Annotated in this window: 13 protein-coding genes; 10 read left to right on the forward strand and 3 right to left on the reverse strand. The window is 42.4% G+C overall.

Annotated elements, in window-relative coordinates; all coding sequences use genetic code 11:
• Positions 1–169 precede the first annotated feature (169 nt).
• The 8 genes from I6758_RS01980 (at position 170) to I6758_RS02015 (ending at position 12,183) form a co-directional block, all read left to right on the forward strand.
• Positions 170–2,074: a PTS sugar transporter subunit IIA gene (locus I6758_RS01980; RefSeq protein ID WP_196603541.1), complete on the forward strand. Its 1,905-nt coding sequence runs from the start codon at positions 170–172 to the stop codon at positions 2,072–2,074.
• A 43-nt stretch (positions 2,075–2,117) separates the two neighbouring features.
• The gene (locus I6758_RS01985) at positions 2,118–4,343 is read left to right on the forward strand and encodes an alpha-galactosidase (protein WP_196603542.1); all 2,226 of its coding nucleotides are present in this window, start codon (positions 2,118–2,120) and stop codon (positions 4,341–4,343) included.
• Between the two features lie 87 nt (positions 4,344–4,430).
• A complete protein-coding gene (locus I6758_RS01990) occupies positions 4,431–6,317 on the forward strand; it encodes a glycoside hydrolase family 2 TIM barrel-domain containing protein (protein WP_196603543.1) in 1,887 nt (628 codons plus the stop codon).
• A complete protein-coding gene (locus I6758_RS01995) occupies positions 6,301–7,260 on the forward strand; it encodes a beta-galactosidase small subunit (protein WP_196603544.1) in 960 nt (319 codons plus the stop codon). Before I6758_RS01990 ends, I6758_RS01995 begins: the two co-directional genes overlap by 17 nt.
• Positions 7,261–7,295: 35 nt before the next feature.
• Positions 7,296–8,465: a galactokinase gene (locus I6758_RS02000; RefSeq protein ID WP_196603545.1), complete on the forward strand. Its 1,170-nt coding sequence runs from the start codon at positions 7,296–7,298 to the stop codon at positions 8,463–8,465.
• A gap of 170 nt (positions 8,466–8,635) precedes the next feature.
• Complete coding sequence (gene galE, locus I6758_RS02005; protein ID WP_196603546.1) at positions 8,636–9,625, forward strand: UDP-glucose 4-epimerase GalE; 990 nt, start codon at positions 8,636–8,638, stop codon at positions 9,623–9,625.
• A 15-nt stretch (positions 9,626–9,640) separates the two neighbouring features.
• Positions 9,641–11,140, forward strand: a complete 1,500-nt coding sequence (gene galT, locus I6758_RS02010) for a UDP-glucose--hexose-1-phosphate uridylyltransferase (protein ID WP_196603547.1) — start codon at positions 9,641–9,643, stop codon at positions 11,138–11,140.
• Positions 11,141–11,163: 23 nt separating this feature from the next.
• Positions 11,164–12,183 (forward strand): LacI family DNA-binding transcriptional regulator, encoded by a 1,020-nt coding sequence (locus tag I6758_RS02015; protein WP_196603548.1) that lies wholly within the window; start codon positions 11,164–11,166, stop codon positions 12,181–12,183.
• Between the two features lie 81 nt (positions 12,184–12,264).
• On the opposite strand, the gene I6758_RS02020 is transcribed toward I6758_RS02015, so the two are convergent.
• The 3 genes from I6758_RS02020 to I6758_RS14835 form a co-directional block, all read right to left on the reverse strand.
• Positions 12,265–15,123, reverse strand: coding sequence for an FAD-binding and (Fe-S)-binding domain-containing protein (locus tag I6758_RS02020; RefSeq protein WP_196603549.1), 2,859 nt, complete (start codon positions 15,121–15,123; stop codon positions 12,265–12,267).
• A 322-nt stretch (positions 15,124–15,445) separates the two neighbouring features.
• Positions 15,446–15,925, reverse strand: a complete 480-nt coding sequence (locus I6758_RS14830; protein WP_231038458.1) for a DeoR/GlpR family DNA-binding transcription regulator — start codon at positions 15,923–15,925, stop codon at positions 15,446–15,448.
• Entirely contained in the window at positions 15,922–16,233 is a 312-nt protein-coding gene (locus I6758_RS14835; RefSeq protein ID WP_231038459.1) for a DeoR family transcriptional regulator, read from the reverse strand. The genes I6758_RS14830 and I6758_RS14835 overlap by 4 nt, the downstream gene beginning before the upstream one ends.
• Before the next feature lie 578 nt (positions 16,234–16,811).
• Here I6758_RS14835 and ulaG point away from each other — a divergent pair.
• Together ulaG and I6758_RS02035 are read left to right on the forward strand one after the other, a co-directional pair.
• On the forward strand, positions 16,812–17,915 hold the full coding sequence (gene ulaG, locus I6758_RS02030) for an L-ascorbate 6-phosphate lactonase (protein WP_196603550.1): 1,104 nt from the start codon (positions 16,812–16,814) through the stop codon (positions 17,913–17,915).
• 19 nt (positions 17,916–17,934) lie between these two features.
• Complete coding sequence (locus I6758_RS02035; RefSeq protein WP_196603551.1) at positions 17,935–18,369, forward strand: PTS sugar transporter subunit IIA; 435 nt, start codon at positions 17,935–17,937, stop codon at positions 18,367–18,369.
• Positions 18,370–18,372 lie beyond the last annotated feature (3 nt).

Genomic DNA, 18,372 nt, shown 5'->3' on the forward strand with positions numbered 1-18,372 from the left:
AAATAAAGTAGAGGTTTACTTTTTATTTTAAAAGCTGTATAATGTCCCTATAATCGTAAACGTTTACGTAAAAACATATTTAATTTTTGGAAAATTATCAATGCATAAAAAATAATTAATTTTATTTTAATATGATAATTTTTTATGCAAAAAGGAGGCACTATTAATTATGTCAGGAAATAATCAGCATATTTATTCCCGGCTCGCCTATTCATTCGGTGCGTTTGGTCATGATGCTTTTTATGCGACACTGTCGACGTATTTCATTATGTTTATCACATCACATCTTTTTGATAAAGACAGTGGCGCCATGGGCGCCGAAATGATCGGGTATATTACAATAATTATCATGGTTCTGCGAATCTTGGAATTGGTCATTGATCCTTTTATCGGCAATGCAATTGATAATACGCGTACGCGGCTGGGGCATTTCAAGCCGTGGATTTTGATCGGCGGCACGATCGGTTCTGTTGCTCTGGTAGTTTTGTTTACAAATATGGGAGGATTAAATACAAGCAATCCATATTTATATTTAGCGCTGTTTGCTGTCTTTTATATTATGATGGATATTTTTTATTCATTTAAGGATGTCGGCTTCTGGTCAATGATACCGGCAATATCCTTTGATTCGAGAGAACGTGAAAAGACGGCAACTTTTGCTCGTGTCGGTTCGCACATCGGTGCCAATATCGTCGGTATCGTGGTCATGCCTATAGTTCTGCTTTTTTCACAATACGAAAATCATGGACAGGGTGACAGCCAGGGATGGTTTGCCTTTGCGGTGGTTATCGGACTTGTTTCATGGATTTCGGCAATTGTCGTGGTTCTGGGAACCAGGGAAAATGAATCCGCTTTGCGCAAGAACAAAGAAAAAACTACATTCAAGGACGTTTTGAAAGTACTGGTGCGCAATGATCAGCTGATGTGGATAGCTCTGGCTTATGTATTTTATAGCAGCGGCATTCAGATTGTTAATGCGGTCGAACTTTATTATTTTACATTTATTGTGGGCAATGCCGCGCAATTCAGTATTTTGGCGACGATCAACACTGCCATTGGTATATTCATTGTCTTGACCTTTCCAACTTTGGCCAAAAAATTCAGCAGACGCAACGTTTTTTTTGCAGCCGTCGCTGTGCTGCTGCTGAGTATTTTTCTTTTCACTGTGGCGGGCAAGTCGCTGCCGCTGGTGCTGGCGGCAGGGGTATTGTTCTATATACCGCAGCCGCTTGTTTTCCTGTGTGTGCTGATGATAATGACAGACTCTGTTGAATATGGGCAATTGAAATTGGGGCACAGGGATGAGTCTTTGACATTGTCTGTTCGTCCGCTTATAGATAAATTTGGCGGAGCAATCTCAAACGGATTTATAGGAATTGCTGCGGTATGGGCAGGAATGACCTCAGGGGCTTCCGCAGAATCCATAACCGCGCAGGGCCAAATGGTCTTTAAAGTGATGCTCTTTGGTGTTCCGGCAGTACTGCTGCTGATATCGTGTTTGCTTTTCTATAAAAAAGTCACTTTGACAGAAGAAAAGCATGCGGAGATCGTCGATAAATTGGAAAAAACATGGTCTAATAAATTAAATGAAGAAAATTCTTCGCAGCTGTCTGAAGGAGCTGATTTGCTTATCAATGCACCGGTAAAAGGCCGTCTGCTGCCGCTGGAAAATGTTCGGGATGAAACTTTTTCTGTCGGAAAAATGGGACGCGGCTTTGCCGTACAACCGTCGGCGGATGAATTGTATGCACCTTTTGACGGCATTGTCGAAACGGTTTTTCCTACCAGACATGTCATGATCATACGTTCGGCAGGAGGGGCGCTGGTACTGATCCATATCGGCATCAATACTGCACAGCTGCGCGGCAATGGTTTTGCAACATATTGCGCACAAGGCCAGCATGTGAAGCGCGGTGAGCTGCTGGGCAGGTTTTCGCGTGAAGAAATACGAAAGGCGGGCTATGATGATACTGTAATGGTAACTATTACTAACGATAATGAAAAGCTGCGTTTGGAAATGCTCAAAACGGAGGGTACGGTCGAGCAGGACAGCCCTGTTTTGAATTTGAAATAAAATTTTATGCATAGCTGATAAAAATTTGCTGGGAGGGTGTAAATTGGCAATTACAGCAGAAGAAAAAACCGGTACTTTTCATTTGCAGACAGATAATACCAGTTATATTTTTCAGGTGATGGAGAATGGTGAGCTGGGACAGCTGTACTATGGAAGCAAAATACATGTGCGTCCGCAGTATGTCAATTTATCTGTTCGTGAGCAGCGGAATGCCACGACTGCATGGAAATTGGAGAGACCGGATTTCCAGCCAGATGTATTAAAACAGGAATATGCCAGTTTTGGTAAAGGAGATTTCCGGTATCCGGCATATAAATTGATAGCAGAAAATGGCAGCAGGATTTCAGAATTCGTTTACAAACGATATGAAATAGTTGAAGGGAAAACACGTATTGCAGGACTGCCGTCTGCCTTTGACGACACTAAAGACGATGCGCAAACTTTAATTATCCATATGGAAGATGTTTTTTCCGGACTGGAGCTGGAGCTGTCTTACAGTATTTTTCCTCATCAGGATGTACTGGTCCGCAGCGCGCTTTTCAATAACTGCGGAAGTAAGGAGTTTACCCTGGCTGATGCTTTCAGTGCTCAGCTGGATCTTCCCGACTGTAAATACGATCTGCTTCATTTTTCCGGTTCATGGGCAAGAGAGCGTCATTTGCACCGCGCTCATCTTCGCCCGGGGATACAAAGCATTGGCAGTATGCGCACGGCATCGAGCGCTCAGCATAATCCTTTCATTATGCTGGCGCGTTCCGGCGCAGATGAAGATACGGGAGAAGTCTTCGGGTTCAATCTTATTTATTCCGGTAATTTTCTCGATCAGGTAGAGGTGGATCAGTTTGAAACAACTAGAATACTGCTGGGTATCAATCCGGCTGAATTTTCGTGGCGCCTCCTGCCCGGACAATCGTTTCAAACACCGGAATGTATATTTAGCTATACAGCGGCGGGGATGAATGGTCTCAGCCAGCAGCTTGCCCGTTTTTATCGGGAACATTTGCTGCCGGCGCGTTTCGCGGAAACGGAACGTCCTGTTCTGATCAATAACTGGGAAGCCACTTACTTTGATTTTGACGAAAAAAAATTATTGTCTATAGCAGAAAAAGCAAAAGAGCTGGGAATCGAATTATTTGTCTTGGATGACGGTTGGTTTGGCTGCCGCAACGATGATACAACCTCTCTGGGGGACTGGTTTGCCGATACCGATAAATTGCCTCTTGGGCTGGATCATCTTGCAAAACAGATTCATGCGATGCAGTTGAAATTTGGACTGTGGTTTGAACCGGAGATGATCTCTCTTGACAGCAGGCTTTATGACAGGCATCCGGAATGGGTGATCCATGTGCCGGGCAGAGCAATGTCACCGGGACGCAATCAATTTGTACTTGATTTTACGCGCCAGGAGGTAGTTGATTACCTGTTTGAGGCTATGGGCCGGATAATCGAAGATGCACATCTGGATTATATCAAATGGGATATGAACCGTCATATTACTGAAATGTTCGGTGCCTGCCTGGCGCCGGAGCAGCAGATGGAGATGCCCCACCGTTATATTTTAGGTGTCTATCAGCTTTATGAGCGTCTGACAAGTTCCTATCCGCATGTCCTTTTTGAGTCCTGCGCATCGGGCGGCGGACGCTTTGACCTGGGAATGATGTATTATGCACCGCAGGCGTGGGCCAGTGATAATACTGATGCGGCAGAACGCATGCTGATACAGTTCGGTACATCATACGGTTATCCGCAGTCAATGATGGGAGCACATGTTTCTGCTGTGCCAAACGGACAGACAGGACGTGTGACACCATTGGAAACACGGACAGCTGTGGCTTTCTTTGGGGCTTTTGGTTATGAATTGGACATAACTGCATTGTCTGCCGAGGAGACCTTTAAAATAAAAGACCAAATTAAATTTTATAAAAAATACCGGTCATTATTTCAGTTTGGAACTTTATATAGAATTGAGAGTCCCTTCGATGATGAGCAAAATGTAATGAGCTGGCAGGTTGTCAGTAATGATAAAAAACATGCTGTGGCCTGCCGCTGCCAGATCCTGAATCGCGCAAATCCGCCTTACACAAGAATTTATTTTAAAGGGTTGACAGCTGATCAGAAATATACAGTAAATGACAGCGCCGAAAAATTTTATGGCGATGAATTGATGAATGCCGGTTTTTTTGTGCAGCAGCTGATGGACGCGTGCAGGCATGCAGGAGTTTCAGCTGATTTTCAGGAGGCATTGTTTGTTTTGAAGGCAGTGGAGTAAAAAAATTTAGTTTTATCGGTCAGCGGGCAGAGTATTTTAACTGCTGACCAATTTTAAAATTTATTTACGGAAAAGAGGTCGACTATTTTGCAGGCAGATATAAATTGGCTGGATGATCCGGAAGTATTTCGCACAGGACAGTTGTTACCGCATAGTGACCATAGATTTTATAAAAATTACGATGAAGTTAAAAATGAGAAAAGCAGCTTTGTGCAGACATTAAATGGCAGCTGGCAATTTCATTTTTCTAAAAATCCTATGACAAGACCGGAAAAATTTTTTGCCGAAAATTTTGACAGCAGCAGCTTTGGCATTATAAAAGTACCGGGACATATAGAACTTGCGGGTTATGACAAAATTCATTATATAAATACACTATATCCGTGGGAGGGTCATTTTTACCGCAGACCGGCTTACAGTATGGGACCGGATAAAAAAGAAGAAGGAATGTTCAGCAAAGCGGAGGATAATCCGGTCGGTTCATATATCAAAAAATTTGCTCTGAAACCGGAATTTTTTGGTAAGAAGGTCAGAATACGGTTTGACGGTGTTGAAGAAGCAATGTTTGTCTGGCTGAACGGGAATTTTCTGGGATATGCCGAGGATAGCTTCACACCGTCGGAATTTGACCTGACGCCGTACATCAAAAAAGGAGAGAATAAATTAGCAGTTGAGGTATTCAAGCGCAGTACGGCTGCTTTTCTTGAGGATCAAGATTTTTTTAGATTTTTTGGTATTTTCAGGGATGTTAAATTGATAGCCCAGCCTGAGGTGCATGTTGAAGATCTGCTGATCGAGCCAAAAGTAACAGACAACTTTCAAGACGGCGATCTGAATATTCACTGTAAAATATCTGTAGGCGATGCGGCTGCGGGTGTCAGGTTCATTGTTAAGGATCGCGACGATAAAATACTTTACGAAAAAGAGCAGCAGGCCGGAAACAATATAAAAATAGACGGTGTCGTCTTCAAACAGGTTCATCTGTGGGATAATGCGGCACCATATCTGTACAGGCTGTTTATAGAACTTTTTCGGGCGGATGGAACCTTGCTGGAAATTGTACCATATGAATTCGGCTTCAGGCGGATCGAGATAAAGGATAAGCTCATTCTATTGAATGGCAAAAGACTTATCATTAACGGAGTCAACAGACATGAGTGGAGCGCGGAAACAGGAAGAGCCATAACATATCAGGATATGAAACGTGATGTTGATATTATAAAAAACAATAATATCAACGCGGTCAGGACTTGCCATTATCCTGATCAGGATATATGGTACAGGCTTTGCGATGAGCACGGCATTTATGTGATGGCAGAAAACAATCTGGAATCACACGGTTCATGGCAAAAAGCCGGAGAAGTCGAACCGTCATATAATGTACCGGGTTCTTTGCCGGAGTGGAGAGCGGTAGTCCTTGACAGGGCAAAGAATAATTATGAGCTGCTGAAAAATCATCCGAGTATCATTTTTTGGTCTTTGGGAAATGAATCATATGCCGGAGATAACATCGAAGCAATGAATAAATATTATAAGCAGACAGATTCTTCGAGGCTGGTTCATTATGAGGGTGTGGTCAGAAACAGAAAATATGACGGAGTTATTTCTGATGTTGAAAGCCGTATGTACGCATCACCTGATGAAATAGCAGATTATCTGAGCAATGATCCGCAAAAACCGTTTATATTGTGTGAATATATGCATAACATGGGAAATTCTCTTGGAGGAATGAGTTCATATATTCGGCTGATCGACTGTTTTCCTATGTATCACGGCGGATTTATATGGGATTTTATTGATCAGGCTTTGCTGGTGGAAGATGAGCTTACGGGACAAAAGGTGCTTCGCTACGGCGGTGATTTTGACGATCGGCCCTCAGATTATGAATTCAGCGGAGATGGGCTGCTCTTTGCTGATCGAACCGAGAAACCGGCAATGCAGGAGGTGAGGCATTATTATGGAAAATACAAATGAGAAATTGAGAATAATATACGGAGATGGAAGCCTTGGCATCAGCGGCAGCGGTTTCCATTATATTTTCAGCTATGGCAGAGGCGGTCTTGAATCGTTGGTCATAAACGGCAGAGAATGGCTTTACAGAGAACCAAAACCGACATTTTGGCGGGCTACAACCGATAACGACAGGGGAAACGGTTTTTCCAAAAAGTCGCTTCAATGGCTGGGCGCCGATATGTTTATTGATATAAAAAATATATCCGTCAGAGTGAATGATAAACTGATAGAATTTCCGGGACCGCCCGCAAACAATAAATATACAGGAAATGAATATGCCGATAAGGCCGAAGTGGCATATGAATATCAGACAATTACTATCCCTGCCGCATCGGTAAAGGTCAGGTATATTGTTAGATCCGACGGAAGCATTACGGTAAACGTTCATTACGCCGGAAACAGCTCTTTACCGGATCTGCCGGCAATGGGGCTGCGTTTTATCATGCCGACGGCGGCAGCCGGATATGAATATGAAGGTTTATCCGGTGAAACTTATCCGGATCGAATGGCAGGCGGTGTATCCGGCAGATATAAAATAGAAGGAATGCCTGTCACGCCGTATTTGACACCGCAGGACTGCGGTGTTCATATGGATACCGATTGGCTGGAGATCATACGCAGTACTACGAAAAATAACGCGGAGAACAGAAAAGAAAATTTCCGCATAAAAATATGCAGCATTGACAAGCCGTTTGCATTCAGCTGTCTGCCGTATACTGCCGAGGAGCTGGAAAATGCGACGCATATAGAAGAACTGCCGCCGCCGAGAAGAACCGTTCTTTCGATACTGGGAGCAGTAAGAGGTGTAGGCGGTATAGACAGCTGGGGACAGGATGTAGAAACGAAGTATCACATCCCCGCCGGCAGGGATATCAGATTTAGCTTTATGATTACCGGAGTATGAAAAAATATATGGTTAAGTTTTTATAGGAGAGTATTATGGATATTTTAAAAGAAATAAAGAAAGTGTACGCAGAAAAATTTCAGAAACCGGCGCAGCATTTGTTTTATTCACCGGGAAGAGTAAATCTGATCGGTGAACATACAGATTATAACGGCGGTCATGTTTTTCCCTGTGCCATATCATTGGGAACGTATGGGGCTGCATCGCTGCGGGATGATAAAAAAGTCTGCTGCTATTCTCTGAACCTGCCGCAGAAGGGAATAATTACGGCTGATATAGATAAAATAGAAAATGAAAAAGGCAATGACTGGGCTAACTATCCGCTGGGCGTAGTAAAAACATTTCAAAATCATGGCTTTGCAATAGAAAGAGGATTCAATCTTGTGGTGTATGGCAATCTGCCGAATGGCGCAGGGCTTTCCTCGTCAGCATCATTGGAAATGCTTACGGCAGCGGTACTTAAAAAATTTTTTGCCCTCACGGTCGACACTCTGGAAATGGTGAAAATGTGCCAGGAGGCAGAAAATAAATTTGTGGGTATGAATTGCGGTATACTGGATCAATTTGCGGTGGGCATGGGAAAAAAGGATCATGCCATGTTTCTGGACTGCAACACACTGCAATATCGCTATCTGAAATTGGTGCTTAAAGAATGCAGTATAGTAATAACAAATACGAACAGCAAACACAGCCTGGTAGATTCAGAATATAATCTGCGCCGGAGCCAGTGTGAGGAAGCATTGAAGGATATTCAGCAGGTACGCCGGATAAAGAGTCTGGGGGAATTGAATGAAGCTGATTTCGTACAGCTGCAGGGGGCGATAAAGAATCCGGTATGCGTGCGGCGGGCCAGACATGCCGTGCTCGAAAATCAGAGGACAATAAAGGCCGTATCAGCTTTGGAAAATGATGACTTGGAATTATTCGGGAAGTTAATGAATGAATCGCATGTTTCTTTGCGGGATGACTATGAAGTGACGGGACAGGAATTGGATACACTTGCCGAGCTGGCATGGCAGCAGGACGGAGTTATAGGTTCACGTATGACGGGGGGCGGTTTTGGCGGCTGTACGGTGAGCATAGTAAAAAATGATTGTCTTGAATCATTTAAAGCAAATGTAGCAAAGCTGTATACGCAGAAAATAGGCTATGCGCCCGAATTTTACATCGCAGACATAGGAGACGGCACTAAACTGCTTGAATAATGAAGGACAGTCAGTTAAAATAGTTTCGACAGCTAAAATTAAAACTTGCGTTCGGTGCCACCGGACGTAAGCTTTTGTTTTAACGAAAGACGATATTAAATTTAAAATATATTCATGTATTGAGTTTTGCTCTGGAAAACGGCTGAATAAATGAAAAGCGGGGATTTGAAATGGCAGTATTGGTATGCGGCGGAGCCGGTTATATAGGTTCACATATGGTGGATGAATTATTAAAAAAAGGAGAAGAACCGATTGTAGTTGACAATTTGCGTACAGGGCACAAAAAAGCTGTACCGGCGGCTGTGCGGTTTTATCAGGAGGATATTCGGGACAGCGGAGCCATGGACAAGATATTTACTGAAAATGACATAGAGGCAGTTATTCATTTTGCGGCCTGTTCGCTGGTGGGCGAAAGTATGGAAAAACCGCTTTTGTATCTGAATAATAATGTATACGGGATGCAGGTGCTTTTGGAAACAATGGTAAAGCACGGTGTAGATAAGATAGTATTTTCTTCTTCGGCTGCAACGTATGGAGAACCGCAAAGCATACCAATAAGAGAAACGGACCCGACGGAACCGACTAATCCATATGGTGAATCCAAACTCATAATGGAAAAGATGATGAAATGGGTTTGCTTAAAACATGGTGTTCGCTATGTTTCGCTGCGCTATTTTAATGTGGCGGGAGCTTCAGAAGACGGGCACATAGGTGAAGATCACAAGCCGGAAAGTCATCTTGTGCCGATTATTCTGCAGGTACCTTTGAAAAAACGTGAAGCTATAACTATATATGGACAGGATTATCCGACTGAGGACGGGACATGTGTGAGGGATTATGTGCATGTGGCAGATCTGGCGGACGCGCACATGAAGGCTATAAATTATCTGCGGGCAGGCGGAAACAGTGATATATTCAATCTGGGCAGCGGCAATGGTTTTTCCGTGAAGGAAATGATCGATGCGGCACGCAAAGCCACGGGCGAAGACATACCGGTGATCAGCGGACAGCGCCGCTCCGGTGATCCGGCAAGACTTGTGGCTTCCAGTGAAAAAGCAGAAAAAGTGCTGAAATGGAAGGCAAAATATACAGACATGGAAAGCATAATAAAAACTGCATGGAAATGGCACAAAAATCATCCAAATGGATTTTGTAAATAATCGGAGAGATGTTTTATGGATATAAATCATGAAATAAACAGATTGCTGAATTTTGCGCAGCAGCAGGAATTGCTTGAAAATGCAGATAAAATATATTCTGCTAATCTTCTGCTGGATGTGTTGCGAATAGATACTTTTTCAGAGGAAAAAATCGATGAGACATTAAAAGACGCGTCGCCTATTCTCAATAATATCATTGGATATGCTGTATCCAGTGATATTATTGAAGAGACAGGAGAGCGGAGAGACCTTTTTGATACGCGCATTATGAATTGTGTGATGATGCGTCCTTCGGAAGTGATCAGAAAATTTAACGGATTATATGCACAATCTCCGCAGGAAGCAACTAAATTTTTTTATGCGATGAGCATCGCTTCGAACTATATAAGAAAAGCGCGCATCGAAAAAAATATTGTCTGGAAAACAAAGACAGAGTATGGCTGTTTGGATATAACCATAAATATGTCTAAACCCGAAAAAGATCCGCGGGATATAATAAAGGCAGGGCAGAGCAGGACATCATCTTATCCGCTATGTCTGCTCTGCCGTGAAAATGAAGGATTCGCCGGACGCATAGGACATCCGGCCAGACAAACACACAGATTGATTCCCGTTGATTTCGGCGGGCAGGAATGGTTTTTGCAGTATTCACCTTATACATATTATAATGAGCATTGCATAGTGCTGAATAAAAAGCATATACCCATGAAAATATCAAGAGCCACATTTGAAAATTTATTGCTTTTTGTCAGTAAATTTCCTCATTATTTTATAGGATCTAATGCGGATCTGCCTATAGTGGGGGGATCAATTCTTTCACATGACCATTATCAGGGCGGGAATTATACATTTGCAATGGCAGTGGCATCAATAGAAAAAAGATATAATGTTGACGGTTTTTCAGATATAATAATAGGCCGGGTAAAATGGCCTATGTCAACTATCCGTTTGATCGGCAATGATAGAAAACGTTTAGCAGATTTGGCTGAGCATATTTTACTGAAATGGAGAGGCTATTCTGATCCCGGCGTCAGTGTACTGGCTGAAAGCAAGGGTATTCCCCACAACACTATCACACCGATTGCCCGCAGGAAGAATGGGCAGTATGAGCTGGACCTGGTACTGCGCAATAATCGTACCACGGATGAATATCCCATGGGGATATTTCATCCTCACAGCGAGGTGCACCACATAAAAAAAGAAAATATCGGTCTTATAGAAGTGATGGGGCTGGCAGTATTGCCGCCAAGGCTGAAAGCAGAGCTGGCGGCAATAAGGGAAGCTCTCCTGAGTAAAAAGAAAGATATAGGCAATGAACCGGCAATAGAAAAACATGCGCAATGGTACAAGAAAATGTATGAAAAATATGATGATTCTATTGACAAAAATAATATTACTGATATCCTTAATAGCGAAGTAGGTAGAATATTTATGCAGGTGCTGGTGCATGCCGGAGTTTTTAAGCGTGACGGCGCCGGTCTGGCTGCTTTTGATAAGTTTATGGATGATCTATAATTTTGTTTGAGGATGATAAGTTGATGAAATCTACGACGATAATAGATGTGGCAAAACATGCCGGCGTATCTGTAGCTACTGTTTCGCGTGTAGTAAATGGGAATTATCCTGTTAAGGAAGAAACGAAAAAAAGAGTGCTGGATGCCATAAAGGAACTTCATTATGTGCAGAATATACAGGCCCGAGAGCTGAATACACGGCAGTCTACCACCATCGGCGTAGTTGTCCCCAGTTTATTCAATATGTTCTTCGCCGAAGTCTTCGATGGTATCGAAGAATATATAAAACACTATAATTATTCTATGCTCATCACCTGCGCAAAGGATAATCCGCTTAAGGAAAAACAGTGCATGCAGGAGCTTCTGTCACGCAATGTCTGTGGGATTATTAATATATCACCCAATACTTATGCCGTTGAAGCATCGTTTTATGATCAAATTTCAGCGAGAGTACCGACTGTGTTTATAAACAGCTATGTTAAAAGACCCGGCATATCGTATGTTTCAAATGACGAAGCATCGGGTACGAAACTGGCTTTAGAGCATTTGATCGGATTGGGACACAGGCATATATTGTTTATCCGGGGAATGAGCAGTGATTCTTATGAGATCAAAGAAGAAATATACCGGGAAATGATGACGGAATATAAGGTCAAGCCATATGTACTGAATATCGGTGAGGGCAATGTGGAAAAGACTGTGGATAATACATTGGCAAAGGTAATGATGGCGATAAAGAGCGGCAGAAAGATAACGGCAATATTTGCCTGTAATGATCTGATGGCGACGGGAGCTATAAACGGCTGTTATCGTCTGGGTATAAAAGTGCCTGAGGACATATCTATAATCGGTTTTGATAATATATCCATAAGCAGGTTCATCGAGCCGAAGCTTACCACTATAGATCAGAATATGTCTTTGCTGGGGCAGTCGGCAACAGCGCTGCTGATGGAGAAGATAGAATCAAATAATACCGTAAGTGATGAGATTATTTTGGAAAATACACTGATAAAGCGAAATACTACCGCACCTGTGAAAAGATAATATAGAATAAATACTGAATGAACATTATAAAAAGATGCTGCCTTGCTTTAAAAAAAGCAAGGCAGCATCTTTTTTATAATGTCAATGCCGCACTGCGCATTCTTCGACAAGATATGCTATGGATTGATAGCATATGCCGCTTTTGGCAGCCAGACCTACCTCACATGTGCGGCTGTTGGAATAACCGTGTTTGCAGCCGGAAGGTATTTCTTCATTAAGATGATCCAGCGCAGATTCGTTAAGTTCCGGTATCTTAAAACCTTTGTCTCCGGCAAAACCGCAGCAGCGCACTCTTTCGGGGATGATTACTCTGGCGGCACAAGCCTCGGCTATAGCGCGAAATTTTTCGATCAATCCCATCTTTCTGGCACTGCAGGTAACATGAACCATAATTGTCTCATCAGTTTTCTGCAAGTTCAATTTATCAAGCAGGAAATCATGAATAAATTCAACCGTATCATAGATTTTCAATTTTTTGTCCATAACTCTTTTCATACGGTAAACACAGGGACTTGTGTCGCATAAAATAGGATATTCTCCGTCGTTGCTGCAAGTCAGCAGCAATTTTTCCAGTTTGGCACTCAGCCGATCCGCCGCTTCAAAATGCCCTTCACTTTCAAATGGCATGCCACAGCAATATTTATCCATATCCTCGGGAAGTATGACATCATAGCCTGCCTTTTGCAGCAGAGAGATCATAACATCGCCAAGCTGTCTTTGATCGTCGTCATCCTTTGCCGGACCCATCATGCGGGTGACACAGCTGGGATAGTATACGACCTTTAGTCCGATGCCGGTTCCCCGATGAGAGGATTTAGGCGTGCTGCCGCTTTTGGGCATCCATTTTGTCCAGCGGGGAATTTTTTCACCGCCGATATCATGCAGCTTGCCGGCTATATAGTCCATAGCATGTGTGCCGATAACCGTATGCGCTATGTTGGCACCGGTGAGACCGAGTTTCACCATACTGCTGACACCGGAGAAATGCTCCGTTATAAAAGCTGCGGTATCTTTCGCGCGAGGTGTAACTGCCATGGAACGCTTCTGTTTTGTGAAATTGCCCGTGTTTATAGAGACAGGGCAGGTGGTTTGGCACAAACCGTCGACAGCACAGGTTTCATTGCCTAAAAATTCATAATCTTTTTCAAAACGTTTAAGCAGCATGGGATTTTCGCCTGTAGCTTTCAATCTGGCTATCTCACGCTGTGTTGCAATACGCTGGCGCGGTGTGAAGGTGAAATTGCGTGAGGGACAATTGATTTCGCAATAACCGCATTCTATGCATTTATTGATGATATCATGGGTAGGCAGCATAGATTTTATATTTTCGACAAATAAATTGCCATTTTCTGTAATGATCACATCCGGATTCAAAATATTGTCCGCATCAAAAGCTTTTTTCAGACGGGTCATGATGCTGTAAGCTTTTTTACCCCATTCGAATTCGACAAAGGGAGCCATATTTCTTCCTGTTCCATGCTCAGCCTTTAAAGAACCGCTGTATTTTTCAACAACGAATGAACAGATATCTTCGATGAATACCTTATAACGATCTTTATCCTCAGAGGAACTAAATGATTGGGTAAAAACAAAGTGAACATTGCCGTCAAGTGCATGACCATAAATAATGCCGTCCTCATATCCGTGGCTGTTCATGCATTCACGCAGTGTCATTACAGCATCTGCCAGTTTTTCTTTGGGGAAAGCCACATCTTCGATAATAACTGTTGTACCGATTTCACGTATTCCGCCGACAGCCGGAAATATTCCCGCCCGTATCTGCCATAATAGTTCATATTCAGCCTTTACATCAGTGAATTCGATCGGCATAAGCGGTGACATAGAGGCTAGTTTTTCCTTGACCTGCTCGATCTGCTTTCTGAGAGCTGTTTGATTTTCCGCACGTATTTCTACAAGCAGCGCAGCTGCATTTTCCGGCAGAGTTTTTATATATGAAGGAACACCGGGCCAGTCTTCGACTGATTTTAAAGCTATACGGTCAAGTAATTCAGCCGCTGATACGAGAGGACGGGAAAGCTTCATTACAGCAAGACACGCCTCACGCATATCAGGGAAAAACATTAGAGAGGAAGCTTTATATTTGTGATCTAAAACAGTTCTGTAGGTGATTTCTGCTATTAAAGCAAGTGTCCCTTCCGAGCCTATAAGCAGATGTTTTAAAATATCGAAGGGATCATCATAGTCAACAAAGGCATTGAGACTGTACCCCGTAGTATTCTTGATCTTAAATTTATGGGAAATAAGGTCTTCCAATTTTTTATCGGCATGTATTTCTTCATGCAGGGCAGTCAATTCCTGCAGCATTTCTTTGTGACCTGCAGCCCAATTCTTTTTTGAAACGGCATCAGCGGTATCAAGCAGCGAACCGTCCGCAAAAACAAGCTTCATATCTTCAACTGTTTTGTAACTGTTGTCCGCAGTGCCGCAGCACATGCCGCTGGCGTTATTGGCAGCCATTCCGCCTATTCTGGCATAATTTATAGAAGCCGGATCGGGACCGATTTTTCTTGAATAAGGGCGGAGATACAGGTTTGCTTCAGAACCGATGATACCAGGCTGAAGTGTGATTTTTTGGCCGTTGTCAGCAATAGAATGATTTTGCCATCCTTCTGATATGACAACAAGAATAGAGTCGGTGAGTGCCTGTCCGCACAAACTTGTTCCGGCAGCCCTGAAGGTAAGAGGCAGGGTTTGCTTTTTTGCTTCTTTTATGAGCAGCGATACTTCCTTGAGATTTCTTACCTTGACTACTATTTTTGGCGTTATATGGTATAAGCTGGCATCAACGCTGTAAGCATATGTTCGCACGGGATCGACAAAAACTTGTTCCGCTGGTATAAAATGAAGAATATTGTGGCAAAATGTCTGATATTGTGCCGGCAGATCAGCAATATCACGTCTATCTGGTTTCAATTCCATGAGCAATCACCCCTGAGTTAAAAGTTTTCAGCCAGATGGATAATGTCAACGGAAAAAAGTCATTAATCAAAATTATCCAACAGGCATACAATCAGAAATATATTTAATGTAGTGCTGTTAGTATAATTCTCCTTTGATTATAAGGTCAAGTGCGCTGAAAAAGGGCAATTTTTAAACTGGGGTGAAACAGTATATGAGGCTCCAAGCCATATAACAGAAGTAAAATACCAGTTTTTTTATGCGAAGGATATGAAATCATAGAGTGCAATAACGTTCTGACATAAAAAAAATATGTATAGCCATAATATATTTTTGTAGCAGCTCATTCATCTCCGTTTAACTCGATAATGTCAATGCCGGACTCTTTCAAACGTGCTATTTCATCAACATCCGCGCCTTTGCATGTTATTATGGAAGAAATCTGATCAATGGAACCGCTCAAAAAATTATGCTCGCGGCCGATTTTTGAGCTGCCGGCCACCACATAGCATGTGCCCTGACAGCGTTTCATCATCATTTCATTGACAGCTGTTTCCTGCAGCACCGATGTGGTGATGCCGCCCTTGACACTGATGCCGCCCACACCGATGAAAGCTTTATCGGCAGTGATCTTGGAAAGTGTATGCAGCGCAAATTCACCGACGACGGATTGCTTGCGATTATATATTTCCCCGCCAGTTATGATAAGTTCTACATGAGGGTCTCTCGAATGGCCGATCGCGTTGCCGTTATTGGTAACTATTACGGCACGCTTATTTTTTAAGTAATCGAGTATCAGCAGAGCGGTAGAGCTTGAATTCATAAATATAGTGTCGCCATCGTTAATAAGTGAGGCAGCATATCGGGCGATAGTGTTTTTTCAGAAAGACTTTTAGCCGATTGTGGTTCTAATGAAGGATCCTCTTTGGAAGAATCTCTTATCAATGAAGCTCCGCCGTGAAATCTGTTAACAATATGCTGCTTTTCAAACATTTGTAAATCTCTGCGTATAGTAGTGGATGAGACATTGAGTTTTTCTGCAAGCGTTTCGACATGAATTTCTGTCGCTTCTTTAAGTAGCTTTAATATGGCCTGCTGCCGTTTAAAAATGATGCTTTTACTGTTTTTCATGAGAGATTTTTCCTTTCGGCACATGACTAAAAGTACGCATAAAAATTTATATACGTTTATTGAATATATTATACGTATAATTTTTGAAAAAATCAATAAATCCAACACATATGAATGATTCATCATAGAAATCTGATAAATCACTGATTTAGGTAAAAAATATATTGATAAATGCAATAAAATCTATAGATAAAAATACAATAATGCATAAATTTACACTTGATGAACTTTTTAATAGCAGACAGTGCCTGCTGTTAAGAAGCATTATACCGGAATTGCCGATTGTTATGATTTATAAATGAATATAATATGATAATATCGATCGTAAAAATATTGAATAGATTGGAATGCAATGAGCGGGTTTAAAAATAATTACTTTATTTATATATCATTATTCAGGAAAAAAATAGAAAAAGTACAGCAAAAAACGATGTATTAAGAGAAGGTAAAAAATGTATATATAATAATATATTGCTTATTATATGATAAAAACATCTTTAAACGATCATAAAATGATGATATAATAAACAAGTAAATAAAAAATATGGTTAAACGATCATAAAAATAGGAGGGTTATTATGAGCAGGATTGCTGAAATGACTCGTGAAAGCTGGATCATGGATACATTTCCCGAGTGGGGCACATGGCTGGTCGAAGACATTGAAAGTTATGAAGTGCCCAGGGATCAGGTGGCGATGTGGTGGCTGGGATGTACCGGTACCTGGTTTAAGACACCGGGAGGAACAAATGTTACGGTGGATCTATGGTGCGGCAACGGTAAACGAACACATGGCAGCGGCAGAATGAAGAGTGGTCATCAGATGGCCAATATGTGCGGCTGCCGCAATATGCAGCCGAATCTTCGCAACATTCCATTTGTTATTGACCCGTTTGCGTTTAAACGAGTGGATGCTGTACTGGCCACACATTATCACCAGGACCATATGTCGGCAGAGTGGGCCGCTCATGTCTTAAAGAGCGGGATGACGACTATTGACGAATACGGCAAAGAAATTCCGGTGCCGTTTATCGGTCCGCGAAAGTCTGTGGACACTTGGATAAAATGGGGAGTCCCGGAAGAACGCTGCAGGGTCGTGAAACCCGGAGATATGGTCAAGATTAAAGATATAGAAATTGTTTGTCTGGACAGTTTTGACCGCACCTGTATTGTGACAACGGATTCCACAGGGGCGGATAGGGAAGAATTGGCCGGCAAATGTCCCGATGATATGGATGAGAAGGCAGTCAATTATCTGTTAAAAACACCAGGGGGCAATATATATCACTCCGGTGATTCTCATTTTTCAATTTATTTTGCCAAGCATGGCAAGGATTACGATGTGGATGTGGCATTTGGTTCTTTTGGTGAAAATCCGGTCGGCATGCAGGATAAAATGTCCTCGGTGGATATTCTGCGTATGGCTGAAAATCTAAAGTGCAAGGTTGTCATTCCTATACATTGGGATGTTTGGACAAATTTTCAGGCAGATTGCGATGAAATAAAACTATTGTATGATTTTAAAAAAGAACGCAATGAATACAAATTCCATCCTTTCTTCTGGCAGGTTGGCGGCCGTTACGTTTATCCTATGGATAAGGATAAAATTTATTATCATCATCGCCGCGGATTCGAAGATTGTTTTGAACATCCGCAGAATATACCGTTTCGTTCATGTTTATAATTGGAGGAGAGATGAAGTCATGTTTAGAGAGCTTGTAGCGAAGAAGCATTATTCTTTTCATGAAAGTTTTTCTGATTGGCGTGATGCTGTTCGTGCCGCCTGCCGGCCTTTGCTGGATGACGGCACTATTGAAGCAGAATATCCGGAAGCGATCATTGCGAAAGTAGAAGAACTTGGTCCTTATATCGTTATTGCTCCGGATATTTGCATACCGCATGCTCAGGAAGGTGTCGGGGTAAACGATACGGCAGTATGTTTTATGAAGACTGAAGAAGCTGTCAGCTTTGGTGCGGACGGAGAACATGCTGCGCGCTTGTTTTTTGTTTTGGCATCTACGGACAATACCAAACATCTTGCCAATCTTTCCGAGCTGTCGGATGTATTATCAGACGAAGGCTTCGTGACAAGGATACTGAGAACAAAAGGACCGGAAGACCTCAATAATCTTGAATAAATA

Origin of the sequence: Pectinatus haikarae, assembly GCF_015732185.1 — a bacterium.
Taxonomy (GTDB): Bacteria; Bacillota; Negativicutes; order Selenomonadales; family Selenomonadaceae; genus Pectinatus; species Pectinatus haikarae.